Origin of the sequence: Sphingomonas adhaesiva, from assembly GCF_002374855.1 — a bacterium.
In the GTDB taxonomy this organism is placed as follows: Bacteria; Pseudomonadota; Alphaproteobacteria; order Sphingomonadales; family Sphingomonadaceae; genus Sphingomonas; species Sphingomonas adhaesiva.
On record NZ_NWVC01000010.1, the window covers coordinates 46093 to 72296 of the forward strand.

General features: G+C 70.9%; 20 protein-coding genes and 1 pseudogene. 10 read left to right on the plus strand and 11 right to left on the minus strand.

Features of this window, described 5'->3' with window-relative positions; translation table 11 throughout:
- Positions 1-3: 3 nt before the first annotated feature.
- A complete protein-coding gene (locus COA07_RS15655; protein WP_066711326.1) occupies positions 4-1002 on the minus strand; it encodes a ligase-associated DNA damage response exonuclease in 999 nt (332 codons plus the stop codon).
- Between the two features lie 224 nt (positions 1003-1226).
- Here COA07_RS15655 and COA07_RS15660 point away from each other — a divergent pair, with 224 nt between their 5' ends.
- From COA07_RS15660 to COA07_RS15670, 3 genes are all read left to right on the plus strand, one after another.
- A complete protein-coding gene (locus tag COA07_RS15660) occupies positions 1227-3635 on the plus strand; it encodes a ligase-associated DNA damage response DEXH box helicase (RefSeq protein WP_083956885.1) in 2409 nt (802 codons plus the stop codon).
- A 42-nt stretch (positions 3636-3677) separates the two neighbouring features.
- Entirely contained in the window at positions 3678-4646 is a 969-nt protein-coding gene (locus COA07_RS15665; protein WP_066711325.1) for an aspartyl protease family protein, read from the plus strand.
- Positions 4647-4708: 62 nt separating this feature from the next.
- Positions 4709-6106, plus strand: a complete 1398-nt coding sequence (locus COA07_RS15670; protein ID WP_066711328.1) for a M20/M25/M40 family metallo-hydrolase — start codon at positions 4709-4711, stop codon at positions 6104-6106.
- Positions 6107-6139: 33 nt separating this feature from the next.
- Here the strand turns inward: COA07_RS15670 and COA07_RS15675 are convergent, their stop codons facing one another.
- From COA07_RS15675 to COA07_RS15690, 4 genes are read right to left on the minus strand one after another with little or no spacing between them, the layout of a single operon-like run.
- On the minus strand, positions 6140-7540 hold the full coding sequence (locus COA07_RS15675; protein WP_096641328.1) for a sensor histidine kinase: 1401 nt from the start codon (positions 7538-7540) through the stop codon (positions 6140-6142).
- Between the two features lie 8 nt (positions 7541-7548).
- The gene (locus COA07_RS15680; protein ID WP_066713028.1) at positions 7549-8235 is read right to left on the minus strand and encodes a winged helix-turn-helix domain-containing protein; all 687 of its coding nucleotides are present in this window, start codon (positions 8233-8235) and stop codon (positions 7549-7551) included.
- Complete coding sequence (locus COA07_RS15685) at positions 8189-8602, minus strand: PDZ domain-containing protein (RefSeq protein ID WP_066713026.1); 414 nt, start codon at positions 8600-8602, stop codon at positions 8189-8191. Before COA07_RS15685 ends, COA07_RS15680 begins: the two co-directional genes overlap by 47 nt.
- Positions 8599-9162 carry a DUF1003 domain-containing protein gene (locus COA07_RS15690; RefSeq protein WP_066713024.1) on the minus strand — a complete coding sequence of 188 codons (564 nt, stop codon included), beginning with the start codon at positions 9160-9162 and terminating at the stop codon, positions 8599-8601. Before COA07_RS15690 ends, COA07_RS15685 begins: the two co-directional genes overlap by 4 nt.
- Positions 9163-9284: 122 nt before the next feature.
- Here COA07_RS15690 and COA07_RS15695 point away from each other — a divergent pair, with 122 nt between their 5' ends.
- The 7 genes from COA07_RS15695 (at position 9285) to pdeM (ending at position 17969) form a co-directional block, all read left to right on the plus strand.
- Positions 9285-9653, plus strand: coding sequence for a hypothetical protein (locus COA07_RS15695; protein ID WP_245842203.1), 369 nt, complete (start codon positions 9285-9287; stop codon positions 9651-9653).
- Between the two features lie 2 nt (positions 9654-9655).
- Positions 9656-10402, plus strand: coding sequence for an AcvB/VirJ family lysyl-phosphatidylglycerol hydrolase (locus tag COA07_RS15700; protein WP_245842204.1), 747 nt, complete (start codon positions 9656-9658; stop codon positions 10400-10402).
- Positions 10403-10502: 100 nt separating this feature from the next.
- Positions 10503-10949 carry a DUF2147 domain-containing protein gene (locus tag COA07_RS15705; RefSeq protein ID WP_066713860.1) on the plus strand — a complete coding sequence of 149 codons (447 nt, stop codon included), beginning with the start codon at positions 10503-10505 and terminating at the stop codon, positions 10947-10949.
- Complete coding sequence (gene mprF, locus COA07_RS15710) at positions 10942-13572, plus strand: bifunctional lysylphosphatidylglycerol flippase/synthetase MprF (protein ID WP_096641329.1); 2631 nt, start codon at positions 10942-10944, stop codon at positions 13570-13572. The genes COA07_RS15705 and mprF overlap by 8 nt, the downstream gene beginning before the upstream one ends.
- Positions 13569-13781 carry a hypothetical protein gene (locus tag COA07_RS15715; RefSeq protein WP_066713810.1) on the plus strand — a complete coding sequence of 71 codons (213 nt, stop codon included), beginning with the start codon at positions 13569-13571 and terminating at the stop codon, positions 13779-13781. The genes mprF and COA07_RS15715 overlap by 4 nt, the downstream gene beginning before the upstream one ends.
- A gap of 154 nt (positions 13782-13935) precedes the next feature.
- Entirely contained in the window at positions 13936-17259 is a 3324-nt protein-coding gene (locus COA07_RS15720) for a trifunctional glycoside hydrolase family 18/polysaccharide deacetylase/glycosyltransferase family 2 protein (RefSeq protein WP_096641330.1), read from the plus strand.
- A gap of 32 nt (positions 17260-17291) precedes the next feature.
- Positions 17292-17969 carry a ligase-associated DNA damage response endonuclease PdeM gene (gene pdeM, locus COA07_RS15725; RefSeq protein WP_066712377.1) on the plus strand — a complete coding sequence of 226 codons (678 nt, stop codon included), beginning with the start codon at positions 17292-17294 and terminating at the stop codon, positions 17967-17969.
- A 7-nt stretch (positions 17970-17976) separates the two neighbouring features.
- On the opposite strand, the gene COA07_RS15730 is transcribed toward pdeM, so the two are convergent.
- The 6 genes and pseudogenes from COA07_RS15730 to COA07_RS15755 form a co-directional block, all read right to left on the minus strand.
- On the minus strand, positions 17977-19506 hold the full coding sequence (locus tag COA07_RS15730) for a hypothetical protein (protein ID WP_096641331.1): 1530 nt from the start codon (positions 19504-19506) through the stop codon (positions 17977-17979).
- Positions 19503-20231 (minus strand): class I SAM-dependent methyltransferase, encoded by a 729-nt coding sequence (locus COA07_RS15735; RefSeq protein ID WP_066713462.1) that lies wholly within the window; start codon positions 20229-20231, stop codon positions 19503-19505. Before COA07_RS15735 ends, COA07_RS15730 begins: the two co-directional genes overlap by 4 nt.
- 2 nt (positions 20232-20233) lie before the next feature.
- Complete coding sequence (locus COA07_RS15740; protein WP_083957039.1) at positions 20234-21244, minus strand: glycosyltransferase family 2 protein; 1011 nt, start codon at positions 21242-21244, stop codon at positions 20234-20236.
- A gap of 70 nt (positions 21245-21314) precedes the next feature.
- Positions 21315-22298: a 2OG-Fe(II) oxygenase gene (locus COA07_RS15745; RefSeq protein WP_245842205.1), complete on the minus strand. Its 984-nt coding sequence runs from the start codon at positions 22296-22298 to the stop codon at positions 21315-21317.
- A 105-nt stretch (positions 22299-22403) separates the two neighbouring features.
- Entirely contained in the window at positions 22404-25658 is a 3255-nt protein-coding gene (locus COA07_RS15750; RefSeq protein ID WP_083957010.1) for a TonB-dependent receptor domain-containing protein, read from the minus strand.
- Between the two features lie 419 nt (positions 25659-26077).
- Positions 26078-26204, minus strand: a pseudogene (locus tag COA07_RS15755) (DDE-type integrase/transposase/recombinase); the annotation flags it as partial.

Sequence of the window (26204 nt, forward strand, 5' to 3'; positions counted from 1 at the left end):
CGCTCAGTCGTCCTCGTCCTCGAACCCGGCCAGCGCCAGTGCGCGGGCGCGGATCTGGCGGGTCATGCACCAATGGACCAGCGCCTCCTCGCGCCCGTGGGTGACCCACACCTCCTTGGGCGCGATCTCCTCCAGCGTGGCGGTCAGCTCGTCCCAGTCGGCATGGTCGGACAGGATCAGCGGCAGCTCGACATTCTTCTGCCGTGCGCGCTGGCGCACCCGCATCCAGCCCGATGCCATCGCGGTGATCGGATCGGGCAGCCGCCGCGACCAGCGGTCGTTGAGCGCGGAAGGCGGGCACATCACCACATGCCCGGCCATCGCCGCCTTGGGCACGCCCGCCACCGGGATCAGCTCGCCCAGCGCGACGCCCAGGTCGGCATAGAGATCGCACAGGCGCTGGAGCGCGCCGTGAATATAGATCGGCGCGTCATGCCCGCGCGCGCGCAGTTCCGCGATCACGCGCTGCGCCTTGCCCAGCGCATAGGCGCCGACCAGCACGCAGCGCGTCGGATTGGCGTGGAGCCGCGCGACCAGCTTGTCGATCTCGTCCCCGGTGTCCGGGTGGCGGAACACCGGCAGGCCGAACGTCGCCTCGGTGATGAACACGTCGCACGCCACCGGCTGGAACGGCGCGCAGGTGGGATCGGCGCGGCGCTTGTAGTCGCCCGACACCACCACCCGCTCGCCGCGGTGGGTCAGCACGATCTGCGCCGATCCCAGCACATGGCCGGCGGGGACATAGCCCACCTCCACCTCGCCCAGCCGGATCGTCTCGCCATAGCCGACCGGCATGCCCGCCTGCGGGCCGTAGCGCGCCGCCATGATCGCCAGCGTCTCCGGCGTGGCCCACACCGCGCCATGCCCGCCGCGGGCGTGGTCGGCATGGTCGTGCGTGACCAGCGCGCGCGGCTGCGGCGTGGAGGGATCGACCCAGGCGTCGGCGGGGCGGACGTAGATCCCGGTCGGATGCGGTTCCAGCCAATCCCCCAGGGTCGCCATCATCTTTCAACTACCGAGCGGCAGGATCGTATCCGCTGCCGTGAACGGATTCACGCGAAGACGCGAGGACGCAAAGAGGTCAGGGTCGCGGCAGCGGCACCGGCGACACGCTGGCTTGTCGTCTGCCGATCGCACCGTTCCGGCCGGTCGCTCTTCGCGTCTTCGCGTCTTCGCGCGAACCATCTGCTCTGGCGGCACGCGCGCACGCTTCCTAGATCAGCGCCTTGTCCACGCTGCCCCCCATCCTCACCGACTGGTTCGCCGCGCGCGGGTGGGCGCCGCGCGGGCATCAGCTGGCGATGCTGGAGCAGGCGCGCGCGGGGCGGCATGCGCTGCTGATCGCCGCCACCGGCGCGGGCAAGACGCTGGCCGGGTTCCTGCCGACGCTGGCCGAACTGATCGAGCATCCGCACGACGGGCTGCACACGCTGTACGTGTCCCCGTTGAAGGCGCTGGCGGTCGATATCCAGCGCAACCTGGTCACCCCGATCGAGGAGATGGGCGTCGACATCCGTGTCGAGACGCGCACCGGCGACACCCCGTCCGACCGCAAGGCGCGCCAGCGCGCCCGGCCGCCGCAGATCCTGCTGACCACCCCCGAATCGCTGTCGCTGCTGCTGAGCTATCCCGATAGTTTCCTGATGTTCGCGGGGCTGAAGACGATCGTGGTGGACGAGGTGCACGCCTTCGCCACCACCAAGCGCGGCGACCTGCTGGCGCTGTGCATGGCGCGGTTGCAGGCGATCGCGCCGGGGTGCCGGCGCGTCGCGCTGTCGGCGACGGTGGCGGACCCGGACGGCTATCGCGCATGGCTGGCGCCGGATGGTGATATCGACACGGTCGCGCTGGTCGCGGGCGATACCGGGGTCGATCCGAACATCGCGATCCTGCTGCCCGAGGATCGCGTCCCCTGGGCGGGGCATTCGGGCCGCTATGCCGCGCAGCAGGTGATGGCGGAGATCGAGACGCACCGCACCACGATCGTGTTCTGCAACACCCGCAGCCTGGCCGAGCTGATCTTCCAGGACCTGTGGAAGGCCAATGCGATGCAGCTGCCGATCGGTATCCACCACGGCAGCCTGGAAAAGGAGGCGCGCCGCAAGGTGGAGGGCGCGATGGCCGCCGGGCGGCTGCGCGCGCTGGTCGCCACCGCCAGCCTGGACCTGGGCGTCGACTGGGGCGATGTGGATTGCGTGATCCAGATGGGCGCGCCCAAGGGATCGTCGCGGCTGCTGCAGCGCATCGGGCGGTCGAACCACCGGCTGGACGAACCGTCGGAGGCGATCCTGGTCCCCGGCAACCGCTTCGAATATCTGGAGGCGCGCGCCGCATTGGACGCGGTGGAGGCGGGCGAGCTGGACGCCGACGTGTTCCGCATGGGCGCGCTGGACGTGCTGGCGCAGCATGTCATGGCCTGTGCCTGCGCCGCGCCGTTCGATCAGGCCGCATTGCTGGCGGAGGTGCGCGGCGCCTTGCCCTATTCTGCGCTGGGCGACGAGCTGTTCGACCGCGTGCTGGGGTTCATCCGCGACGGCGGCTATTCGCTGCGCGCCTATGACCGGTTCCGCCGGCTGGTGCAGGATGCCGACGGGCGCTGGCGCGTCAGCCATCCGCAATTCGTGGCGCAGCATCGCCTGAACGCCGGGATCATCGTGGAGGCGACGATGCTGACCGTCCGTTTCCGCAACGGCCGCGCGCTGGGCAAGGTGGAGGAAGGCTTCGCCGCGACGCTGAGCCATGGCGACACCTTCTTCTTCGCCGGGCTAAGCCTGGAGGTGGAGAAGATCGACACCGAGGATCTGGTGGTGCGCGCCACCAGCCGGCCGGCGCGCATCCCCACTTATGGCGGGGCGCGGATGCCGCTGTCGACCAACCTGGCCGCGCGCGTGCGCCATTTCCTGGCCGAGCCGGCGGAATGGCACCGCTTTCCCGACGACGTGCGCGAATGGCTGGAGATCCAGCAGCGCCGCTCCACCCTGCCCCGCCCCGACCAGCTGCTGGTGGAGACCTTCCCGCGCGAGGGGCGGCATTACATGGTCGCCTACAGTTTCGAGGGGTGGAACGCGCACCAGTCGCTCGGCATGCTGGTGACGAAGCGGATGGAGACGCAGGGGCTGAAGCCGCTGGGCTTCGTGGCCAACGATTATGCGATCGCCACCTATTCGCTGGAGCCGGTGACCGATCCCGCCGCGCTGTTTTCCGCCGACATCCTGGAACATGAATTCGTCGACTGGGTGGAGCGATCGCACCTGCTGAAACGCGCGTTCCGCGAGGTGGCGGTGATCGGCGGGCTGGTCGAGCGCCAGCATCCCGGCAAGCGCAAGACCGGGCGGCAGGTGACGTTTTCCACCGACCTCATCTACGACGTGCTGCGCAAGTACGAGCCGGGGCACGTCCTGCTGGAGGCGGCCTGGGCCGATGCGCGCGCGCGGATGACCGACGTCGGGCGGCTGGCCGACCTGATGGACCGCGCCGCCGACACGATGGTGCATGTCGACCTGCCGCGCGTCACCCCGCTGGCGGTGCCGGTGCTGACGCTGATCGGGCGCGAGAAGGTGGCGACCGGCAGCGCCGACGACGCGCTGCTGATCGAGGCGGAGGCGCTGGCCGCCGAGGCGATGGCGGTCGACTGAATTTGCTAGGCCCATGGCCGGATCGGGCGTAATCTGCCCGCCATGGAGAGGTGGATCGCCCTGGCGTTGATCGCGGCGGGTGCGCCGGCGATGGCGCAGGTGCCGGCCGGCGCGCCCGCGACGGATATGTCCGCGACGCCGCCCGCGCCCGTCGACCCCGTCACCGGAGAAGACCTGTCGTTCCTGACCGCGGACACGCGCATGACCGTGCCGGTGCGCGTCGCGGGCGAAGGGCCGTTCCCGTTCGTGATCGACACGGGGGCGCAGCGCAGCGTCATCTCGCGCCAGCTGGCGCGGCGGCTGGGGCTGGCGGCGGGGCCGCGCGTGCGGTTGATCGCGATGTCGGGAACCGGCGAGGCGGATACCGTGATCGTCCCGCGGCTGAGCGTCGACACGGTCGCCGCCGGTACGCTGGGCGGCGAGCGGATCGAGGCGCCGGCGATCGACCATGCGCTGCTCGGCGCGCCCGGGATGCTGGGGATCGACACGCTGCAGGGCCGGCGGCTGGCGATCGATTTCGTCGCGGAGCGGATGACCGTCACCCCCTCCTCCGCCGAGGGGCGCACGCGTCGCGCCGCCGCGGACGAGATCGTGATCCAGGCGCGCAACCTGTACGGCCAGCTGGTGGTGACGCAGGCCAGCGTCGCGGGGCGCAAGGTGCGCGTGATCCTGGACACCGGCACTTCGATCAGCATCGGCAATGCCGCGCTGCGCCGGCTGCTGGGCAAGCGCGATCCGATCGCGTCGGAGACGTTCACCGGCGTGCTGGGGCAGCCGATGACCGGCGACTATGCGATCGTCCGCGCCATGACGCTGGGCAGCGCGACGATCCAGACCCTGCCGGTCGCCTTTGCCGAGGCGGCGCCGTTCCGTGCCTTCGGCCTGTCGGACAAGCCCGCGATCCTGCTGGGGATGGACGCGCTCAGGCTGTTCCGGCGGGTGGAGATCGACTTCGCGCGGCGCGAACTTCGGCTGTCGATGCCGCGACAGGCGACCGCCGCCGCCTTTTGATTTGCGCGCCGCCCGTTTCGCTGCAACCTTCGCACGACACGAAGGCAAGGACGGGGAACATGATGCGGGCAGGACGGATGATCGCGACGATGGCGGCCGCGATGCTGGCGATGCCGGCGGCGGCGCAGAACCGCCCCGACGAAAAGGCGTTCTTCGGCCTGTACAAGGAGATGGTGGAGACCAACACCGTCGCCAAGGTCGGCAGCTGCACCAAGGCGGCGGCGCAAGTGGCGGCGCGGCTGAAGGCGGCGGGCTATCGCGACGGCGACATCACGCTGTTTTCCACCCCCGAGCATCCCGACGACGGCGGGATCGTCGCGATCCTGCCCGGCAGCGACCGGGCGGCGAAACCGATCCTGCTGCTCGGCCATCTCGACGTCGTCGAGGCCAAGCGTGCCGACTGGACGCGCGACCCGTTCACGCTGGTGGAGGAGAACGGCTATTATTACGGCCGCGGCACCGTCGACGACAAGGCGATGTCGGCGATCTGGGCCGATGCCTTCGTCCGGTTCAAACAGACCGGGTGGACGCCCAAGCGCACGCTGAAACTGGCGCTGACCTGCGGCGAGGAGACGACCTGGGCGTTCAACGGCGCCGAATGGCTGGCGAAGAACAAGCGCGACCTGATCGACGCCGAATTCGCGCTGAACGAGGGCGGCGGCGGATTGCTCGACGCGGCCGGCAAGCGTCAACTGCTGAGCGTGCAGGTGGGCGAGAAGGCGGCGCAGAACTTCACGCTGGTCGCCACCAATCCCGGCGGGCACAGCTCCGCGCCGACACCCGAGAATGCGATCTACGAACTGGCCGACGCGATCAAGGCGGTGCAGGGCCACGAATTCCCGATCCGCTTCACCGACACGACGCGCGCCTTCTTCACGCAGACCGCGAAGGTGCGCGGCGGCGAGCTGGGCGCGGCGATCACGCGGCTGCTCGCCGATCCGGCCGACACGGCCGCCGACGCGATCGTCAGCCGCGACAAGGTGCTGCATTCCACGCTGCGCACCACCTGCGTCGCCACGCTGGTGAACGCCGGCCATGCCGAGAACGCGCTGCCGCAGCGCGCCACCGCCAACGTCAATTGCCGCATCTTCCCCGGCGAGACGGTCGACCAGACGCTGGCCGAGCTGAAGCGGCTGGCGGGGGACAAGGTGACGGTGACCGCCAACCAGCCGATCCGCCCCACCGCGGTGCCCCCGACGCTCGACCCGAAGGTGCTGGGCCCGATGCAGGCGGTCGCGAAGAGGCATTTCCCCGGCGTGCCGATGCTGCCCAGCATGTCGACCGGCGCGACCGACGGCGTGTTCCTGGAAGCGGTTGGGATCCCCGTCTATGGCGCGCCGGGCACGTTCCTGGACCCCGATTTCAACGGCATCCACGGCCTGAACGAGAGGATCCGCGTCTCCTCGCTCTACGCCGCGCGGGATTATCTGTTCGACCTGGTAAAGGCCTATGCGGGGTGAGGTGACGTTTCGGCGGGGCGTCCGAGGTCGCGTTCAAGCCTCACGCGAAGCGGGTTCCTGCCTCCATCCCTTCGTCACCCCGGCGCAGGCCGACCGCGGCAGATCGATCGCCACCACCAGCCCCGGCGCCGCATCGTCCAGCCGCACCGCGCCGCCATGGAGCCGTGCGACCGCGGCGACCAGCGACAGGCCCAGCCCCGCGCCGGTGCCGCCGCGCGCGGTGTCGAGCCGGCCGAAGCGGCGCAGCGCGGCGTCGCGGTCGGCGGGGGCGATCCCGGTGCCTTCGTCGGCGACCGATACGGTGGCCGTGTCCCCGCCGACATCCAGCGCCAGCGTGATCGTGCCGGCACCGTATTTCAGCGCGTTGTCGACCAGATTGCCCAGCGCCTGCCCCAGCAGCTCGCGGTGCAGCGGCAGCGTGGCGGGACCGGCGATGGCGACGCGGATCGCGCGGCCGGCGTCCTCCGCGACGGGGCCGTAGATTTCGGCGATCTCCTCCAGCTCCACCGCCAGGTCGACCGGGGTGAAGCTCTCCTTGCCGATCCCCGCCTCGGCGCGGGTGATGCGCAGCGCGGTTTCGACCATCGCCAGCAGCCGCTCGCCCTCCGCCAGCGCGCGGTCGACGGCATCCTGCGCGGCGGGTTCGGTGACCGCGGCGGCGGCGCGTTCCAGCGCCGAGCGCAACCGGGTGAGCGGCGATTTCAGGTCGTGCGCCAGCCCGTCGGTGGCGATCGTCAGCTCGGCGACCAGCCCGTCGACGCGCCCCAGCATCGCATTGACCGATTGCGCCAGCGCGGCAAAGGCATCGCCCGACCGGTCGGCGGGCACGCGCCGCGACAGGTCGCCATCGCGCACCGCGTCCAGGGTCGCGACCGTCGCCTCCAGCCGCACCACGATCATCCGCGCCGCCAGCCATGCCGCCAGCGCGGCGAACGCGATCGCCAGCGACAGCGCGAACAGCGTCGCCGCCTCCAGCAGCCGCACCGCGCGGCGCTCGCCCTCCACCACGCTGCCGGTCAGCAGGCGCCGCCCGCCGGGCAAGGCGGTGGCGCGCAGCAGCATCGCCTCCGGCGCGTCGTGCGAGATGCGATACAGCTCGACCTGCACCGGCCGGCGATCGACCGCGACATTGGGGGGAAAGGCGGCCAGATTGCCCGCGATCCGCCGCCCGCGCGCATCCGCCAGCAGCATCACGCTGCCCGGCGTCACCACGCGGGTGGTACGCAGCGCGATCGCGCGCGCCAGTTCGGCATCGCCGCCCGCCGCGCGCACCGCCAGCAGATCCTGGCGCAGCACCTCCCCCGCCTCCGCTGCGCCGGCGCTGACCTGGCGCAGCACGACGGTGCGGATCGCGGCGAGCAGCGTGGCCGCCGCCGCGATCTGCAGCAGGAACACCAGGGCGGCGAACCGGAAGGTGGTGGACCGCCACAGCATCGCGCGGATCAGGGCGTTGCGCCCAGGCGGTAGCCCGCGCCGCGCACGGTGTGCAGCAGCGGGCGCGCAAAGCCTTCGTCCACCTTCTTGCGCAGCCGGCTGAGGTGGACGTCGATCACGTTGGTGCCGGGATCGAAGTGATAGTCCCACACGCCCTCCAGCAACATCGTGCGGGTCACCACCTGGTCGACATGGCGCAGCAGGAATTCGAGCAGCCGGAATTCGCGCGGTTGCAGGTCGACGACGCGCCCGGCGCGCTTCACGCGGCGCGCCAGCAGGTCCATCTCCAGATCGTCGCACGCCAGCACCGTCTGCACCGCGGGCGCCGCTTTGCCGCGGCGGATCAGCAGGCGGATCCGCGCGAGCAGTTCGGCGAAGGCGAACGGCTTGACCAGATAATCGTCGCCCCCGCCGGTCAGCCCCTTCACGCGATCCTCGGGCGAGCCGAGCGCGGACAGGACGATCACCGGCGTGTCGATCCCCGCCCCGCGCAGCGCGGCGAGCACCGCCATGCCGTCGATCCCCGGCAGCATCCGGTCGAGGACGATGCAGTCGTAGCTGCCGTCGGTGGCGTGGAACAGGCCGTCGCGGCCGTTGTCGGCGCGATCGACGGTGAACCCCTCCTCGATCAGCCCCTTGGCGACATAGTCAGAGGTGGCGGTATCGTCCTCCACCAGCAATATCTTCGCTGACAAGCGGCCCGTCCTCCTTCGGCATCGTCATCCGCACCTCGGCCGCGTCGCGCAGCACCACCAGGTCGACATCGCCCCCTGATGCCACCGCGCGATCGACCTCCGCAAGCGAATCGGGCGGATGGCCGCCGACGCGCTCCACCACGTCGCCCACGCGCAGGCCCGCGGCCTCCGCCCGGCCGCCGGCGCGCAGGCTGGTGACGACCAGCCCCGCCGTCAGTCCCGCCGGCGCCGCGACGAAGGTGGCGCCGGTCGCATCCGGCCCCGCGGCGCGCGGCGCGCGCATCGCATGGATCGACATCAGCGCCCCCAGCGTCGCCAGCACCAGGAACGCCAGGACCGCGCGTCCCAGCAGCCGCAGCGTCGTCATCCCGCCCCCTCCGTCCGCGATCGGCCCCGCTCGCCGCCGTCCGCCTGCGCGCGCACCAGCGCGAGCAGTTCGTCGAGCCGCGCGGCGATCGACTGGTCGATCACCTCGTGCATCCGCAGCATCTCCAGCTCGGTGCGCAGGTTCACCTCGTAATCCAGGCTGGCGGCCAGCCGGTCCTTCGCCGCCTGGCGGTTCTGGCTCATCATGATGATCGGCGCCTGCACCGCGGCCAGCGTCGACAGCATCAGGTTGAGGAAGATGTAGGGATAGGGATCGAACGGCTGCCCCCAGCGCGTCAGCACGTCGCTGTTCAGCACCATCCAGCCGATCAGCACCAGCGTGAAGGCGATGATGAACCCCCACGACCCGCCGACCGCCGCCACCCGGTCGGCCAGCCGGTCGCCCAGCGTCGCGCGTTCGTCGGCGACGTCGGCGGCATCGCGCGCGATCGGGCGGCGTTCCTGCATCTTGACCAGCACGTGCCGCTCTTCGGCGTCGAGCGCGGCGGGCGTCTTGCCGATCAGCCGCGCGGCGAGGAGGTGGAGGGGGTTGCTGGCCATCGACGGTTCCTTTCGCCGCCGGGGGTAGCGCAGCCGCCCTGATCGGCACGTGGGCGCAACATGACCAATCGCTCATGTTCCCGACAGGCGCGCGCCAGCCGCGCTGCGCCATCAGCACCGCCATGCCAGCGCGCCGCCGCCCCGACACCCCCACCCCGAACAGCCCCGCCGGCCGTGTCCGCGCGCTGGACGAGCGGATCTGCCGGATGATCTGCCCGATCGCATCGGCGATGGTGGGCGTGTGCCTGACCGGGATCGGCCTGTTGCACCTGGCCACGGGGGTGGGCGCGCCGGCGGGGATCGCCGACGACCTGCTGGCGATCGATTCGCTGTTGTTCCTCGTCGCGACGCTGGCGTCGTACATGGCGCTGCGCACGCTGCCCAACCGCCGGCTGCACCGGCTGGAACGGACCGCCGACGCCGCCTTCATCGCCGCGATGCTGCTGCTGACCGCGGCGTGTTTCGTCATCACCTATGCGCTGAGTTCCTGACCATGGCCGATCCCACCCGTCGTTCGAACCCGCTGGCCGTCGCGATGGGCGTGCTGGCCGCTCTGGCGGTGATCGTCACCGGGTTCCTCGGCTATGTCGGCTGGTTCGGCGGGCCGCTGTACCGGCTGGCGCCCGCGACCGCCGCGCCGCCGCCCGCGCTGGCGGGAACGGTGGCGATCTACCTGTCGGGCGATGCCGGGTTCAACATGGGGATGACCGCCACCGTCGCGCCCGCGATCGCCGCGCGCGGCGTGCCGGTGGTGGAGGTCAACTCGCTGGTCTATTTCCGCCACCGCCGCACCCCGCAGGAGGCCGCCGCGCTGGTGGAGGCCGCGGCGCGCCGCGCGCTGGCGCTGCCGGGGGCGCGGCGGGTCGTGCTGATCGGCCAGTCGTTCGGCGCCGACATGCTGCAGGCGAGCGCGGCGCGGCTGCCCGCGTCGCTGCGCGCGCGCGTGCCGCTGATCGCGCTGGTGGTGCCGGGCGACACCTTGCTGTTCAAGGCATCGCCCGGCGGGCTGCTGGACGGTGCGCCCGACGGCCCCGCTTTGCCCAGCGCGCGCCGCATCGGCTGGGTGCCGGTGCTGTGCGTCCACGGCATGCGCGAGGACGTCAGCCTGTGCCCGTCGTGGCGGCAGCGCAACGTGCGCGCCGTCGCGCTGCCGGGCGATCATTACCTGAACCACGACACGGCGGCGCTGACGCAGGTGCTGTGGCGCGCGATCGCCGACACCGCCGGGCGCGCCAAATGAAAAACGCCAAATGAAAAAAATGTCAGCAAGCGATGAAGCGGGCGTCATGCGCGGGGGCGCAGGGTGGCGGCCGATCCAGGACCAACGGGGGAGGCGAGTGATGACGATGGGATGGCGCGGCGTGGCGCGGGGGATCGCACTGGCCGCCGCGCTGCTGCCGGTGGGGGCGGCGCAGGCCGGCTTCGTCACCGAGGGCACCGGGCCGGAGGGGTTCTGGATGAACCCGCGCGGCACCGTGGCGGTGCGCACCGGCGCGTGCGGCGCGCATCTGTGCGGTTGGATCGTCTGGGCGAGCGCGGAGGCGCGCGCCGATGCGCGCGACAGCGGGGTCGATCCGCTGGTCGGCGTGCAGTTGCTGGAGGATTACCGCCCGCTGGGATCGGGCGCCTGGGCGGGCACGGTGTTCGTCCCCGACATGGGGCGGCGGTTCGCGTCGCGGATCGAACAGTCCGAACCCGATCACATGGTGGTCAAGGGATGCGTGCTGGGCGGGTTGCTGTGCAAGTCGCAGACATGGCGCCGCATCGGGCAGCCGCCCCATGCCTGAACGCGTGATCCGGCTGGCGCGGCACCGCACGACCATCACGGTCGCGGCGGTGCTGGCGCTGGTCGCGCTGGGGTTCGCGGCGCTGGCGCGGCTGACGCGCGAGATCCATTTCGCGCAGGTGCGCGACGCGCTGCACGATCTGTCCGGCGCGCAGATCGCGCTGGCGCTGGGGTTCACCGCGCTCAGCTACCTGGCGCTGACGCTGTACGACGTCATGGCGCTGCGCATCATCGGGCGGCCGCTGCCGTGGCGCACCGCGGCGCTGGCGTCGTTCACCAGCTATACGCTGAGCCACAACCTGGGGCTGTCGCTGCTGACCGGCGGGTCGGCGCGCTACCGCATCTACAGCGCGGCGGGGCTGGACGGGCCGGACGTCGCGCGCGTCGTCGGCATCGCCAGCGCGACCTTCTGGGCCGGGATCGTCACCGTCGCGGGACTGGCGCTGGGCCTGCGCGACGGGCCGCTGACGGTCGCGGGCGTGACGATCGGGGCCGGCGCGGCGCATGGCGCGGGTGCGGGCGTGCTGGCGCTGGCGGCGGCGCTGGTCGCGGCCTGCGCGGTGCGGCGCGCGCCGCTGCGGCTGTGGCGGCTGTCGGTGCCGCTGCCCGGCGCGCGGCAGGCGCTGGCGCAGATCGCGATCGCCGCGCTGGACACCGCCGCCGCCGCCGCCGCGCTGTACGTGCTGATCCCCGGGGCGCAGCCCGCGCTGCTGCCCGCCTTCGTCCTGGCTTATGCGCTGGGCATCGTCGCGGCGGTGGTGACCCACGTCCCCGGCGGGATCGGCGTGTTCGAGGCGGTGGTGCTGGCGGTGATCCCGGGCGACCGCGCCGATCTGTTCGCGGCGCTGATCGCGTATCGCGTGATCTATTACCTCGTGCCGCTGGCGCTGGGGGTCGCGTTGCTGGCGTGGCACGAGGGGCGGCGCCACCGCGCGCTGCCCGCGCGGCTGCTGGCGGAGGGGCGCGCGGTCGCCAGCGGGATCGCGCCGCTGGTGATGGCGGCGGCGACGTTCCTGGGCGGCGGTATGCTGTTGCTGTCGGGGTCGCTGCCCTCGCTCCATGCGCGCATGGGGGTGCTGGGACACATCCTGCCGCTGCCGTTCATCGAGGCGAGCCATATCGCCGCCAGCCTGGCGGGCACCGGGCTGCTGCTGATGGCGCCCGCGCTGTACCGCCGGCTGGACGGCGCGTTCGTGGCGACGCGCGCGCTGTTGCTGGCGGCCGCCGCCTTTTCGCTGGCGAAGGGGATCGACGTCGAGGAAGCGATCGTCTGCCTGACGCTGGCGGGGCTGCTGCAATGGACGCGCCCGGCCTTCTACCGGCGCAGCGCACTGACGCAGACGCCGCTGACCGCCGGGTGGATCGCGTCAATCGCGACGATCGTCGCGCTGGCGACCTGGGCGGGGTTCTTCGCCTATCGCCGCGTCCCCTATGCCGACGATCTGTGGTGGCAGGTCGCGCTGAAGGGCGATGCGCCGCGCTTCCTGCGCGCGACGCTGGCGGTGGCGGTGATGCTGGCGGGCGCGACGATCTGGCGGCTGATGGGGCCGGCGCGGGTCGCCGCGCACCCGCCCGCCGACGCCGGGGCGATCGCGCGCATCCTGGCCGGCGCGACGCGCACCGACGCGATGCTGGCGCTGACCGGCGACAAGCGCTTCCTGCTGTCCGACGACGACAGCGCGCTGCTGATGTACCAGGTGCGCGGGTCGAGCTGGATCGTGATGGGCGACCCGGTCGGCGCGCCCGCCGCCTGGCCCGCGCTGCTGTGGCAGATGCGCGACATGGCCGACCGCGCGCAGGGGCGGCTGCTGCTGTACCAGGTCACCGCGCCGATGCTGGACCTGGCGATCGGCATGGGGCTGGAGATCATCAAATATGGTGAGGAGGCGGTGGTCGACCTGCCGGCCTTCACGCTCGACACGCCGCGGCTGCGATCGGTCCGCAAGGCGGAGCGCGCGGTCGCACGCAAGGGCGCGGAATTCCGCATCGTCCCCGCCGCGGTGCCGGTCGTCATGGACGAACTGGCGCGCGTGTCCGACGAATGGGTGCGCGCCAAGCGGCACGAGGAAAAGGGCTTCAGCCTGGGGCGGTTCGACCGCGACTACCTGAGCCATTTCGACATCGCGCTGGTGCTGATCGACGGGCGGATCGTCGCCTTCGCCAACCTGTGGCTGACCGCCGGCCGCAGTGAGGCGTCGGTGGACCTGATGCGGCAGGTGGACGATGCCCCGCCGGGCACGATGGACTTCCTGTTCGTCCACCTGCTGCAATGGGCGCAGGCGCGCGGCTATCGCCGCTTCACGCTGGGCATCGCGCCGCTGTCGGGGATCGAGGGGCGGCGGCTGGCGCCCGCCTGGGCCAAGGCGGCGGCGCTGGTGTTCCGCCATGGCGAACGCTTCTACGGCTTCCGCGGGCTGCGCGCCTACAAGGAGAAATACGCCCCCGAATGGGAGCCGCGCTATATCGCCGGGCCGCACGGGCTGGGGATGCTGAAGGCGCTGCGCGACCTGTCGCGGCTGGTCGGCCGCCCGATGGTGGAGGCATCGTCGCCGCATCTGGCGCTGCGCCCGGGCATGGCGCAGCCGGGTACCCTGCCCCCCGCGACGGCGGCGCTGCCCGCATGACCAGGCCGCGTTCCTCCCCCGGCCCGGCCGCCGATCGGGCCGCCGCGGTCCCGCCGGAATGCGCCGCCGGGCATCACCTGGCCGGTGCACGCGTCACCACCGACGCCAACGGCGTCCAGCACGCGCGCTGCCGCCGCTGCGGCTGCGACCTGACGCGGCTGCCGACGCTGCGGCGCTGGTACCGATCCGGCTGGCTGGGCGGATCATGACGAAGAATTAAGGCGCTGCCCAGCGGCGTTCCATCGCGCTAGGATTAGCCCGGCGATCGTCGGCACGTGGCCGGCAAGCAGACGAACCGGGGTATCATGAACCGCATCGCTTCCCGCCGCGCCGCCGGCACCGCCCGGCAGCAGGACTGACGCCATGGCCGCACCGATCTTCTTCGATCCGACCGGCCGGCGCAGCCGCCGGTCGAAGCGCGTCATGGCCGCGCTGCTGGCGATCGTCGTGCTGGCGGCGGTGCTGTTTGCCACCACGCTGCTGTCGATGTCGCCGCGCCGCGACATCGCGCTGCCGCTGCCGCAGCCGCGCGCCGCCGCCGCGCGCGGCGCGGTGAAGCCCACCGGGCTGGCGCGGTGGCTGCCGCTGCGCGCCGCGAAGGATCCGCACACCCCGCTCAGCATCGGTTTCTACGTCCCGGGCGACGACACCAGCATCGCCTCGCTGCGCCGCCACGTCGGCTCGCTCGACTGGGTCGTCCCCGCGCTGGTCAGCGTCAGCGGGCCGCAGCATCAGGTGACGGTCGAGCAGGACGCGCCGTTCGACCGCATGATCGCCGCGATGCCGCGCCCGCCCAAGGTGCTGCCGATGGTGCAGAATTTCGGCACGTCCGAATGGGACGGCGCGGGCGCCGCGGCGCTGCTGCGCGATCCGGCGCGCCGCGACGATTTCGCGCGCAAGCTGGCGTTGATGGTCAAGCAGCGCCGCCAGGGCGGCGTGGTGATGGATTTCGAGGCGCTGCCCGACGGCGCGATGCGCGACTATCTGGCATTCCTGCGCACGCTGAAGACCGCGCTGCCCGCCGGCACCGAACTGGCCGTCACCGTCCCCGCCGAGGACGAGGCATGGCCGCTGGCCGCGTTCGCGCGTGTCGCCGATCGCGTGATCTTCATGGCGTACGACCAGCATTGGGAGGGCGGCACCCCCGGCCCGATCGCGGCGCAGGGCTGGTTCGTGCAGCAGGTGGAGGCCGCGCTGCGCGTGATCCCGCGCGACAAGCTGGTCGTGGCGCTGGGCAGCTACGCCTATGACTGGCACGGCGACGACACCGACGCGCTGTCGATCGAGGAAGCGTGGCTGGCCGCGCACGACAGCCAGGCGCCGATCACCTTCGATCCGGGCAGCGGCAACCCCACCTTCGCCTATGAGGAGGATGGCCAGCATCACGCGATCTGGATGATGGACGCGGCGACCAGCTGGAACCAGCTGAAGGCGCTGAAGAAACTGGGCATCGACGATGTCGCGCTGTGGCGGCTGGGCAGCGAGGATCCGGGGTTCTGGGCCGATCTGACCGCGTTCCGCACCGGCGGCACGCCGGACCTGCGGCACATCGCCTCGCTGCTCAACACCGACGTGTCGGGCACGGGCGAGATCCTGCGCATCACCGCCACCCCCACCGACGGGCAGCGCGTGCTGACCGCCGATGCCGACGGGATCGTGCGCGACGAACGCTATGTCGCGCTGCCGACCCCCTATGTCGTCCAGCGCGCGGGCGGCGCCAACCCCAAGCTGCTGGCGCTGACGTTCGACGACGGTCCCGACGCCACCTGGACCCCGCGCATCCTGGACGAGCTGGAACGCGCACACGTGCCCGGCACCTTCTTCGTCATCGGCGCCAATGCGCTGCAACATCCCGCGCTGCTCAACCGCATCATCGCCGACGGCGGGGAGATCGGGAACCACAGCTACACCCATCCCAACATGGCGACGCTCGGCCCCAACGAGACGATGCTGGAGCTGAACGCGACGCAGCGGCTGGTGCAGGCCTATACCGGGCGCGAGATGCGGCTGTTCCGCGCGCCCTATTTCGGCGATGCGGAACCGACCACCGCCGACGAACTGGGGCCGGCGCTGGCCGCGCAGCGGGCGGGCTATACCGTCGTCGGGCTGCACGTCGATCCCAACGACTGGCAGCGCCCCGGCGCCGATTCGATCTACCGGCAGGTGATCGACCAGGTCCATGCCGGCACCCCGGAAAGCTCCGCCAACATCATCCTGCTCCACGACGGCGGCGGCGACCGGTCGGAAACCGTCGCGGCGCTGCCGCGGATCATCGCGACGCTGCGCGCGGAAGGCTATACGTTCGTCCCCGCCTCCGGGCTGGTCGGCGTCACCCCGGCGCAGGCGATGCCGCCGGTGCCCGACCACGATCTGTGGGCGGTGCGCACCGACGTGGCGGTGTTCGTCGCGCTGGCCGCGATCACCGCGACGGTATCGTGGCTGTTCTACCTGGCGATCTCGCTGGGGATCGCGCGCGCGGTGATGATGGCCGGGCTGGCGTGGATCCAGGCGCGGCGCAAGCGTGCCGAGCCGCCCGCCTATACGCCCAGCGTGTCGGTCATCATCCCCGCGTTCAACGAGGAGCGGGTGATCGTCGCCTCGGTCACGCGCGTCCTGGCCAGCGACTATCCGGAACTGCAGGTGATCGTCGCCGACGACGGATCGAGCGATGCGACCAGCGAACTGGTCGATGCCGCGTTCGACGGCGATCCGCGCGTCGAGCTGCTGACGCTGGTCAACGGCGGCAAGGCGGCGGCGCTCAATCGCGCCTTGCAGCGGGCGCGCGGCGACGTCGTCATCGCGCTGGACGCCGATACGCAGTTCGAACCCGCGACGATCCGCCGGCTGGCGCGCTGGTTCGCCGATCCGCGCATCGGCGCGGTGGCGGGCGATGCGCGCGTCGGCAACCGCATCAACCTGGTCACGCGCTGGCAGGCGATCGAATATATCACCGCGCAGAACCTGGAACGCCGCGCGCTCGCCGGGTTCGATGCGATGACGGTGGTGCCCGGCGCGGTCGGCGCATGGCGGCGCACCGCGCTGGACGAGGTCGGCGGCTATCCCGAGGATACGCTGGCCGAGGATCAGGACATGACGATCGCGATCCAGCGCGCCGGCTGGCGCGTCACCTACGATCCGGCGGCGGTCGCCTGGACCGAGGCGCCCGAAAGCTTCCGCGCGCTCGCCAAGCAGCGGTTCCGCTGGGCGTTCGGCACGCTGCAATGCCTGTGGAAGCATCGCGCGGTGCTGTGGCGGCGCAAGCCGTCCGGGCTGGCGCTGGTGGGCATGCCGCAGGCGTGGCTGTTCCAGATCGTCTTCGCCGCCATCTCCCCGCTAATCGACCTGGCGCTGATCCTGTCGATCGTCGGCACGTCGATGCGCATCGCGCAGCACGGCTGGGCGCAGACCGCCGGCGACGTCGGCACGATGGGGCTGTACTGGCTGGCGTTCACCGCGATCGACGTGCTGTGCGGCTGGCTGGCATACCGGCTGGACGGCAGGAAGCTGCCCTATCCCGCGCATCTGCTGGTCGCGCAGCGGCTGGTCTATCGCCAGATCATGTACGGCGTCGTCATCCGCGCGATTTCCGCGGCGGTGCGCGGGCGGATCGTCGGCTGGGGCAAGCTGGAACGATCGGGCCGGGTCGATGGCGGCCCCACCCCTGCCGGTCCTGCGCCAAGCCATTGATCGTCCCGCCGCGTTGCGGCATGGCGGACGCAATGGTTCCCGTTCCGTTCGCCGACCTCCGCTTCGCCGGGCATGACTGGCACGCGCTGCCCGACGGCGCGCTGTTCTGGCCGGCGCGGCGCGCGCTGCTGGTCGCCGACCTGCATCTGGAAAAGGCCAGCTGGTTCGGCGCGCGCGGGCAGATGCTGCCCCCCTATGATTCGATCGCGACGCTGACCGCGCTCGACGCGCTGGTCCGCGCCACCGATGCGGCGGAGGTATGGTGCCTGGGCGACAGTTTCCACGACAGCGCGGGGTGCGACCGGCTGCCCCCCGCCGCGCGCGCGCTGCTGGTCGCGATGACGGCGCGGACGCGCTGGACGTGGATCGCGGGCAACCACGACCGCGCGATCGCCGACCGCTGCGGCGGGGCGGTCACGGACGAGGCGTGGGTGGACGGCGTGATGCTGCGCCACGAAGCCGATCCGGCCGACGCCCGCCCCGAAATGTCGGGGCATTTCCACCCCAAGCTGCGCGTGCGCGTGCGCGGCAAGCTGGTGTCGCGGCGCTGCTTCGTGGCGACGCCCGCCAAGCTGATCTTCCCCGCGTTCGGCGCGCTGACCGGCGGGCTGGACGTCACCCACCCCGAAATCCTGCGCGCCACCGGCGGCATCGCGGAGGCGCTGATCCCGATCGACAACCGCCTGCTGCGCTTCCCGCTGGCGGCGTGACCGCGCGCTAGAACTGCGCCGACCGCGCGCAGGCGACCACGCCGGTATAGCCGTGGCGCGAATGGCGGCATCGCCAGCCGGGGGTGCGGGTCAGCGCGAAATCGTCCGCATCGCCGACCGACATGTGCGCGCGATCGTACAGCCACAGAATCGCCGGGCGCTGGCCGGTCGCGGCGGCCAGCAGCCGCGCGCTCGGCCGGTCGCCGGGGGCGAGCACGACCGGCGTCACCGCCACCGGCTCCCCGCCGCGGCGCAGGAAGAAGCCGCCGATCTGGTCGAGCGAATCGGTCGCCATGATCTTCGTCGCGGGATGGTCCCAGGCGAACACCAGCTGGTCGGTATGCGCGGCGGCGAGGAAGTCCGATCCGCGCTCATAGCCGTAATCGGCGCGCTCGCTCAGGCTCTGCATCAGCGCGGGTGGCGATGTCGCGCCCAGCCAGTAGACGGTCGCCAGCGCGGCATAGGCGGCATGCGTCCCGCGCACCTGCCGCACGCACAGGACGATGCCCAGCAGAACCGCGGGCGCGGCGGGGGTCAGGTAGCGATCGGCGAGCGTCGGCTTCACCACCGCCAGCGCGATCGCCAGCGCGACCCCGGCGACCCCGGCGATCGCGGTCCAGCGCAGCGCCGGGTCGAGCGCGGCGTCCTCGTCACGCGCCACATCGGGGCGATAGCGGATCGCCCACCACAGCAACGCCAGCCCCAGCGCCGCCGCCACCCCCATCTGGAACGGCTGCAACCCGGCGGGAAAGGCGATGAAATCGAGCAGGCGGAAGATGTTGACCGGCGGGTACCAGGCGACATCGGGGCGCGCATAATCCGCCAGCCGCGGCGCATGGACCGCCATTACCGCCGCGACCGGGACCAGCGGCGCCAGCGCCGGCCACGTACGCACCGCCCGCCCGCGCCACACCCACAGGTACAGCACGCCCTGCACCGCGCCGATCGTCGCGGCATAATAATGCGTCAGGATCGCCAGCGCGGCCAGCGCGGTCCAGCACAGCGCCGCCGCGATCGACGGCGCGCGCATCATCCGCGGATAGGCGATCGTCTGCGCCGTGCTGACCAGCAGCAGCAGGCCATAGGCGCGCGCGTCGGCGGTGACGAACAGCCCCGGCCACCAGAAGAACAGCAGCGCCGCCCAGGTCCAGCGCGCCTGCCGCGACAGCCCGCCGATCCGCCACGCCAGCGGCAACAGCGCCGCCGCGATCAGGAACGCGAAGCTGGGCGCGCGCAACGCGGCATTGGACGTACCCGCCAGCGGGATCCACAGCTTCATCACCGCATAGTAAAGCGGCGGATTGCAATCGAGCCACGCCTGCCGCCAGAACGCCGGCCATGTCGGCTGGCCGGCGATCACCGCCGTCCACGTCTCGTCCAGCCACAGCGGCAGACCGGTCTGGGTGTACAGCCGCTCGGCCAGCAGCACGATCACGCCCAGCACGATCGTCGCCGGCAGCAGCGCCGCGCGCACGTCGCGCGCGGGCGATGCGGCCGGCGCCGGGCGCGCGGTCAGCGTCGCGTCCATCCGCGTCATGCCTCGGCGAAGGCGAGCATCGACACGCCGACGCCGATCGACCGCCGCGCCACCCAGCCGCGCTCGCTGGCGAAGACCGCGCCCAGCACGCGGTTGGCCAGCGCACCGGGCATCGCATCGTCCCCGCCCCGCCGCCCGGTGATCCACCCGGCCAGCCGCGCGGCGCAGATCAGCGGGAACAGCAGCGTGTTGAAATGCGAATGATGCCGGATCGTATAGCGAGCGGCGGACAGCGCGCCCGTCAGCCGCCCGGCGGTGTAGCGGCGGAAATGGTGGTGCGCCTCATCATGGCTGCTCCACAGCCACGGCATCGCCGGCACGGTCAGCAACAGCCGCCCGCCCGGCTTCAGCTTGCGCTTCACCGCCGCCAGCGCGGCGGCATCGTCCTCGACATGCTCCAGCACGTCCAGCATCACGATCAGGTCATAGGTGCCGTCGGGCACGTCCAGCCCGTCGGGCAGCATCCCGTCGCGGACTGGCACGTCGAACCGGTCGCGCGCGATGCGCCGCGCGCCGCCGTCCGGCTCGATCGCCTCGACCGTGCCGAACGCCTGCAGCATCGGCAGGTTCGATCCGGTGCCGCACCCGATCTCCAGGATGCGCAGCGGCTCGCCCCCGCGCGGCAAATGCTCCTCCAGGAAGCGCGCGATGATGCGGCGGCGCGCCACGAACCACCAGTGGCGTAAATCGACATCCGCCATCCGGTCGAAGACCTCGCGTTCCACGATTATCCTTCCATGCCGATGCTGGTGCGCAGCACGTACAGCGGGCGCTGCTTGGTCTCGATCAGGATGCGCCCGACATATTCGCCCAGCACCCCCAGCGAGATCAGCTGGATGCCGCCGAAGAACATGATCGCGACGATGATCGACGGGTAACCGTTGACCGACGGGCCGAACAGCATCGTGTCGGCGACGATGAAGGCGGCGTACAGGAATGCCAGCAGCGCGATGGCTCCGCCGATATAGCTCCAGATCCGCAGCGGCACCGTGGACGATGCGGTGATGCCGTCGATGGCCAGGCGGACGAGCTTGAGATAGCTGAACTTCGTCTCGCCCACGGTGCGCGGGTCGCGCGCATATTCGACCGACGACTGGCGGAAGCCGGACCAGGCGAAGATGCCCTTCATGAAGCGGTTGCGCTCGGGCAACTGGCGGATCACCTCCACCACGCTGCGGTCGAGCAGGCGGAAATCGCCGGCATGTTCCGGGATCGGATCGTCCGAGATCATGTTGTGCAGCTTGTAGAACAGCGCCGAGGTCAGCCGCTTGGCGCGGCTGTCGGAACAGCGATCGTTGCGCACGCCGTAGACGACCTCGAACCCCTGTTGCCAGCGCGCGACCATGTCGGCGATCGCCTCGGGCGGATCCTGCATGTCGACGTCGATCGGGATCACCGCCTGCCCCGCGGCATGGTCCAGCCCCGCCGACAGCGCGGCTTCCTTCCCGAAATTGCGCGACAGCGACAGGATCTTGATCCGCGCATCGCCGCGGCTGGCGATGATCAGTTGCGGCAGCGTGGCATCGGTGCTGCCGTCGTCGATGAAGACGATTTCCCAGCTGGGCACGCCGGGCAGCGCGTCCAGGATCGGCACGGTGCGCGCCAGGAACGGGCGGATCGCCTGCTCCTCGTCCTTCACCGGCACGATCAGCGACAGGGTGACGGCGGGACGCACGCCGGCCGCAGAATCGCTGCCGAAGGCGCGACGTCGCTGTTCCCCCACCACCTGCAAACTCATCGTTCGCCTCCCGTACGGGGGCGGTAATACCGGCGAAACGTAAACCAGCCGCTAACCGCGTTTCGGGGCGTCACCCCGACAATGCCCAGGGATCGAACGGTGCGGCGCGGATCCAGCGGGTGGCGAGCCATTTGGCGCCGGCCAGCACCGGTTGCCCGGCGTGGCGGCTGAGCGGGTCGGGGCGGCCATCGGGCAGCGTGTTGCGGAACAGCAGCGCGTCGCCGGGCGCGGGCACCACGGTCAGTCCGGGGGCGGGAAAGTGCGTTTCCCCGCCGCGATACCCGGCGTTGAGATAGACCAGCATCGTCATCACGCGCTGGTTGGCGGCGCCCGCGATCGTATCGACATGCGCGCGATATTGCTGCCCGGGGCGATAGCGCAGCACGGTCAGCGGCTCGCCCGCGGCGATATCGGTGCCGCTGGCCGCCGCGATCCGCGCGTTGATCGCGCGGATCACCAGATCCTCGTTCGCGGGGCCGATCGCGGCATCGTCGGCGGTGCGCACCGGATGGGTGACCCAGCGCCCGCTTGCCGGGTCGATCACTCGCGCGGGCGCCAGCAGCGGCGCCGCCACGCCCGCGACATGCGCGCATTCGGCCGCCGACAGGAAGCCGCGGAAGCGCACCACCCGCGGCGCATCGCTCAGCAGCTCGCCGAACGGCGCACGCGCCGGCCGCCCGGCATCGTCCAGCGCCATCGCCTCGACCAGCGCCAGCTGCGCCGCCGCGACCGGATCGCCCGCCGCCGCGACGCGCAGCAATGCCAGCGCGGCGGGCCAGTCGGGCGCGGCCGCGCCGCTGCCGTTGGCGGTCAGCGCCACCTGCATCAGCGCCGCGTCGACATGCCCGATCGCCGCGGCCCGGGCGAGCAGCGCGCGCGCCGCGGGCAGATCCCGCGGCAGCGGCGCGCCGACCAGCCGCCACACCGCCAGCTGCATCAGCGCATCGACATCCCCCGCCGCCCCGGCACGTTCGAGAAGCGCGGCGGCGGCCGGCACGTAACCTGCCCCGGCAAGACCGCGGGCATGTTCGGCGGGGGATAAGGGCGGGGTCAACGGCAGTCTCCCGAAGAAGCGCGGCACGCGGCGGTGCCGCACGAAAAAACGGGCCGGAACGTTCCCGCTCCGGCCCCCCTCAAGTATCCGTATCCGGCCTGCGGATCAGAAGCGCGCGCGGAACCCGGCGTAGAAGAACCGGCCACGGTTGTCGTAGATGCCCGAGCCTTCGCCCACGCCCGTCAGCCCATAGGGCGGATCGACGTCGCCGATGTTGGTCACGCCGCCGTAGAAGTTGAACCGGTCGGTCATCTCCAGGTCGAAGCGCACGTCGTTGTACGTCACGGCCGGATATTTCGCGATTTCCGCATAATCGGGGTTCTGCGGCGGCTCGCCGTTGACGCTGTTATAATCCTCGAACGTGTTGAGGTACATGCCGCTGATCCAGCGCAGCGTATGGCCGATCGTGAAGCGCCCGAACTTCAGGTCGGTGTTGATGTTGAACTGATCCTTCGGATAGCTCAGCTCGCTCAGCAACACGTTGCGGTAATCGGGGCGCGCCGGATCGGTGAAGTCGTCACGCTGGAACACGTGGCTCCACACGCCCTTCAGGTTGGCACGCACCACGCCGAAGTCGTGGTTGTAGCCGATCTGCGTATCCAGCCCGCGCGCCTTCAGCCGCGCATAATTCTGCGGCAGGTCCTGGTACGTCCCCTCCAGGATCTGGAACGGGATCTCGCCGTTCGGCCCGCCGTCCGCGCCGGCGCGCTGGAACAGCGCGCAGAACTGGTTGTCGAGCGTGGGCGAATCGTAGCAGGCGTTGAGCGCCTGCTGCACCGCGGGCGAGGTGATGACGTTGTTGACGGTGATGTCGTAATAATCGACCGACACCGCCAGCCCGGGGACGAAGCTGGGCTGGAACACGCCGCCCAGCGTCAGCGCATTCGATTCCTCGGCACGCAGGTTGGCATTGCCGCCGCTCTGGATCTCCAGCGAGGCGGTGTAGACATAGTCATAGCCGTCCGGGCGGCCGGCCGCGGCGCAGTTGGCGGCGCGGGTCGCCGATCCGGTGTTGATGTTGCGCGTCGAGCACGGATCGTTGGGCGCCGGGGTGAAATTCTGCCCCAGCGGCGCGAACTGCTCACCCAGGTACGGCGCACGCACCGACCGCGAATAGCCGCCGCGCAGCATCAGGTCGCTGACCGGGCGCCAGGTGGCGTTGCCGTTCCACGCCCATACGGTGCCGGTCGACCCCTTGTAATCGGCGATCCGCGCAGCGCCGGTCAGCGTCAGCTCCTTGATGAGGAACACGTCCTTGATGAGCGGGACGGACACCTCGCCATAGGCTTCCTTCACCTCGAACGCCGGCGCGCGGAAGCTGGGGATGGCGTTGTAGAAGGCGTAGCCGGCCTGCGTCAGGGGATCGAGATCGTAGCTCAGCGTCTCGCGCCGGTATTCGGCGCCGACCGCGAAGCCCACCGGCCCGCCGGGCAGCGAGAACAGCTGGCTGAGATCGCCCGACACGAACGCGCTGCCGACGAACTGCGTCGCCTTGCCGTCGGCGGTGGTCGGCGTGACCAGATAGGCGCGCGCCGCATCGCTGGCGGAACCCTGGCCGAACGGATTGAGCGGCACGCATGCCGCGACGTCCGCGGCCAGCTGCGCCGGGTTGCCGCCGACGTCCTCACCCGCATAGGCCGGGTTCACCTGCGAGCGGCAGACGATCTGCCCGGCGGCGTTGCGCGTGGTGTCCAGCGCCAGCAGGTATCGCTGGGTGTTCACGTTGCCGGTGATGACGCTGTTTTCCTTGTGCTGGCCGTAGTTGGCCGACACTTCGTAATGCCAGTCGTCGTTGAAATCGCCGCGCACGCCCACGACCGCGCGATACGTCTCGCGGGTCAGCTGCTCGTCACGGGTGCCCAGGTCCAGCCAGTTGCGCCGCAGCGAGAAGCGGTACGTGCCTGCCGCGACCTGCGCCAGCGCGGCGGCCTGGTTGGCGGCGGCATTGGCGCCGGTGAACGCCGCGCCGGTGTTGGGGTTGACGCCCGAGTTGATCGACGCCGCCAGCTGCGCCGCGATCGTCGCGCGCGCCGCATCCCCCAGATAGGGATTGTCGAGGCGGATGCCCTCACGATTGACGAAGCCCAGCCCGCCGTTCGAATAGGACCGGTCGGTCAGCCCGTCGATCGCGGTGAAATCGCCCAGCGTCTGCCCCTGGGAGAAGAACGGCCCGCTCTGCGACCCGAACGCCTCGGTGCGCACGTACTTGGCCTCGAAGAACGGCACGAACCCGCGCGACACCTCGAAATGGCCCAGCGCGTTGACGACATAGCGCTTCACGTCCGGCGACAGGACCAAGAGGTTGCCGTCGCGCCCGGTCTGGCCGTTGCCGCCGATGAAGCTGCCGTTGGGGCCGATGCCGACGCGCTCGCCGGTCTGCGCCACCAGCGACCCGTCGGGCTGGAACAGATAAGCGCAGGTGAACGCCGAATTGGCCGATCCGACCGGGTCGCGCCCGCACGGCGCCGCTGCCGAGGAATAGCGGAAGCCCAGCTGCCCGCCCGGCGAGATGGTGGTCGAGCGGATGTCGCGGAAGAACCGCCGGTCGGGCGTGTCGTCGGACGAGCTGGTCGTGTCGGTATCGACGACGACGAAGCCGTTGTTCTGGCGCAGGTTCGGGCGGCCGGAGGCGTAATAATCCTCCTGGTGCGCGAATTCGGCGTTGATCGCGATATTGCCGCGTCCGTCGGCGAAATTCTTGCCCGCGACGATCGAGACATATTGGTTGCCGGCATCGCCATATTTGCTGACGCCGTTCTGGCCGTGCAGCTCCAGCCCCTCGTAGCTGTCCTTCAGCACGAAGTTGACGACGCCCGCGATCGCATCCGAGCCATAGACCGAGGATACGCCGCCGGTGACGACGTCGATCCGCTCGATCAGGTCGGTCGGCATGGTGTTGAGGTCGACGGCATTGCCGTTGTTGATGATGTCGGCGGTGACGTGGCGGCGGCCGTTGACCAGCGTCAGCGTGCGCGCCCGGCCAAGCCCGCGCAGGTCGGGCAGGTTCAGCCCGCGCACGCCCAGCCCCGAGGTCGAATTCTGCGAGCCGAGCGAGGCGCGGAACTGCGGCAGCTGGTTCAGCGTGTCGCCGACCGATATGCGCCCGGTCTCGAAGATTTCCTGCGACCCCAGCGAGGTGATCGGGATCGGCGAGGAATCGTTCGGGCGGCGGATGCGCGATCCGGTGACGACGATCTCGCCGCCCGGCGCCTCGTCCTGCACGTCCTGCTGCTGGCTGGCGGGGGCGGTGACGTCGCCCTGCGCGACCGGCGCGGTCGCCTGCGCCATCGCGATGCCCGGGCACGCCGCGACGATCGCCCCCGCCAGCGCGGTGGCGCCCAGATACTGGTGCAATTTCATGATGCTGACCCTCTTCTTCTTTATGGGTCGCATGAGAAACCGATGACGATGCCGTGACAAGTCCGTCAGTGGCACTGCCGCGCATTTTTACAGGATCGTGATAAACCGGTCACACGTGATACGTGTTGCTGTGCTGGATTAGGTGCGGTGCGGCAGTCCTTGCATTGCTGGGTTGGTTCGGAACGCGTCTGTTCGAGTGGTGTCCAAAGTGCGGGTTCCGATCATTTCTACGGACTCGTCGGAACCGACATTCGGCGTAATAAAAGCGATATCCGAACGGACGGAAGTCATGTGACACACTGGGCCGTGAATTTCGGATCGACGATCCCTACGGGCGAAGGAGTCAGGTAGGGATGAATCGAGCCTTAGCGCGTGATCTTCGGAGTCAGCGCGCGGAGCGCGATTCGGTGGCAACAGTTGGCGCTCCGGCTGACACGCCAGCCGACGATCCGACGCGCATAGGTGTCGATGACGAACGCCACGTAGACGAACCCCGCCCAGGTCGTCACGTAGGTAAAGTCCGACACCCACAGCATGTTCGGCGCC

Excerpts from the sequence above, each read along its gene's own strand:
- COA07_RS15675 (WP_096641328.1), bottom strand. The coding sequence starts at position 7,540 with ATGCTGTGGCGGTCCACCACCTTCCGGTTCGCCGCCCTGGTGTTCCTG.
- COA07_RS15750 (WP_083957010.1), bottom strand. The coding sequence starts at position 25,658 with ATGAAATTGCACCAGTATCTGGGCGCCACCGCGCTGGCGGGGGCGATC.
- COA07_RS15730 (WP_096641331.1), bottom strand. The coding sequence starts at position 19,506 with ATGACGCGGATGGACGCGACGCTGACCGCGCGCCCGGCGCCGGCCGCA.
- COA07_RS15705 (WP_066713860.1), top strand. The coding sequence starts at position 10,503 with ATGACGATGGGATGGCGCGGCGTGGCGCGGGGGATCGCACTGGCCGCC.
- COA07_RS15670 (WP_066711328.1), top strand. The coding sequence starts at position 4,709 with ATGCGGGCAGGACGGATGATCGCGACGATGGCGGCCGCGATGCTGGCG.
- COA07_RS15720 (WP_096641330.1), top strand. The coding sequence starts at position 13,936 with ATGGCCGCACCGATCTTCTTCGATCCGACCGGCCGGCGCAGCCGCCGG.
- COA07_RS15690 (WP_066713024.1), bottom strand. The coding sequence starts at position 9,162 with ATGGCCAGCAACCCCCTCCACCTCCTCGCCGCGCGGCTGATCGGCAAG.
- mprF (WP_096641329.1), top strand. The coding sequence starts at position 10,942 with ATGCCTGAACGCGTGATCCGGCTGGCGCGGCACCGCACGACCATCACG.
- COA07_RS15685 (WP_066713026.1), bottom strand. The coding sequence starts at position 8,602 with ATGACGACGCTGCGGCTGCTGGGACGCGCGGTCCTGGCGTTCCTGGTG.
- COA07_RS15740 (WP_083957039.1), bottom strand. The coding sequence starts at position 21,244 with ATGAGTTTGCAGGTGGTGGGGGAACAGCGACGTCGCGCCTTCGGCAGC.
- COA07_RS15700 (WP_245842204.1), top strand. The coding sequence starts at position 9,656 with ATGGCCGATCCCACCCGTCGTTCGAACCCGCTGGCCGTCGCGATGGGC.
- pdeM (WP_066712377.1), top strand. The coding sequence starts at position 17,292 with ATGGTTCCCGTTCCGTTCGCCGACCTCCGCTTCGCCGGGCATGACTGG.
- COA07_RS15695 (WP_245842203.1), top strand. The coding sequence starts at position 9,285 with ATGCCAGCGCGCCGCCGCCCCGACACCCCCACCCCGAACAGCCCCGCC.
- COA07_RS15715 (WP_066713810.1), top strand. The coding sequence starts at position 13,569 with ATGACCAGGCCGCGTTCCTCCCCCGGCCCGGCCGCCGATCGGGCCGCC.
- COA07_RS15655 (WP_066711326.1), bottom strand. The coding sequence starts at position 1,002 with ATGGCGACCCTGGGGGATTGGCTGGAACCGCATCCGACCGGGATCTAC.
- COA07_RS15665 (WP_066711325.1), top strand. The coding sequence starts at position 3,678 with ATGGAGAGGTGGATCGCCCTGGCGTTGATCGCGGCGGGTGCGCCGGCG.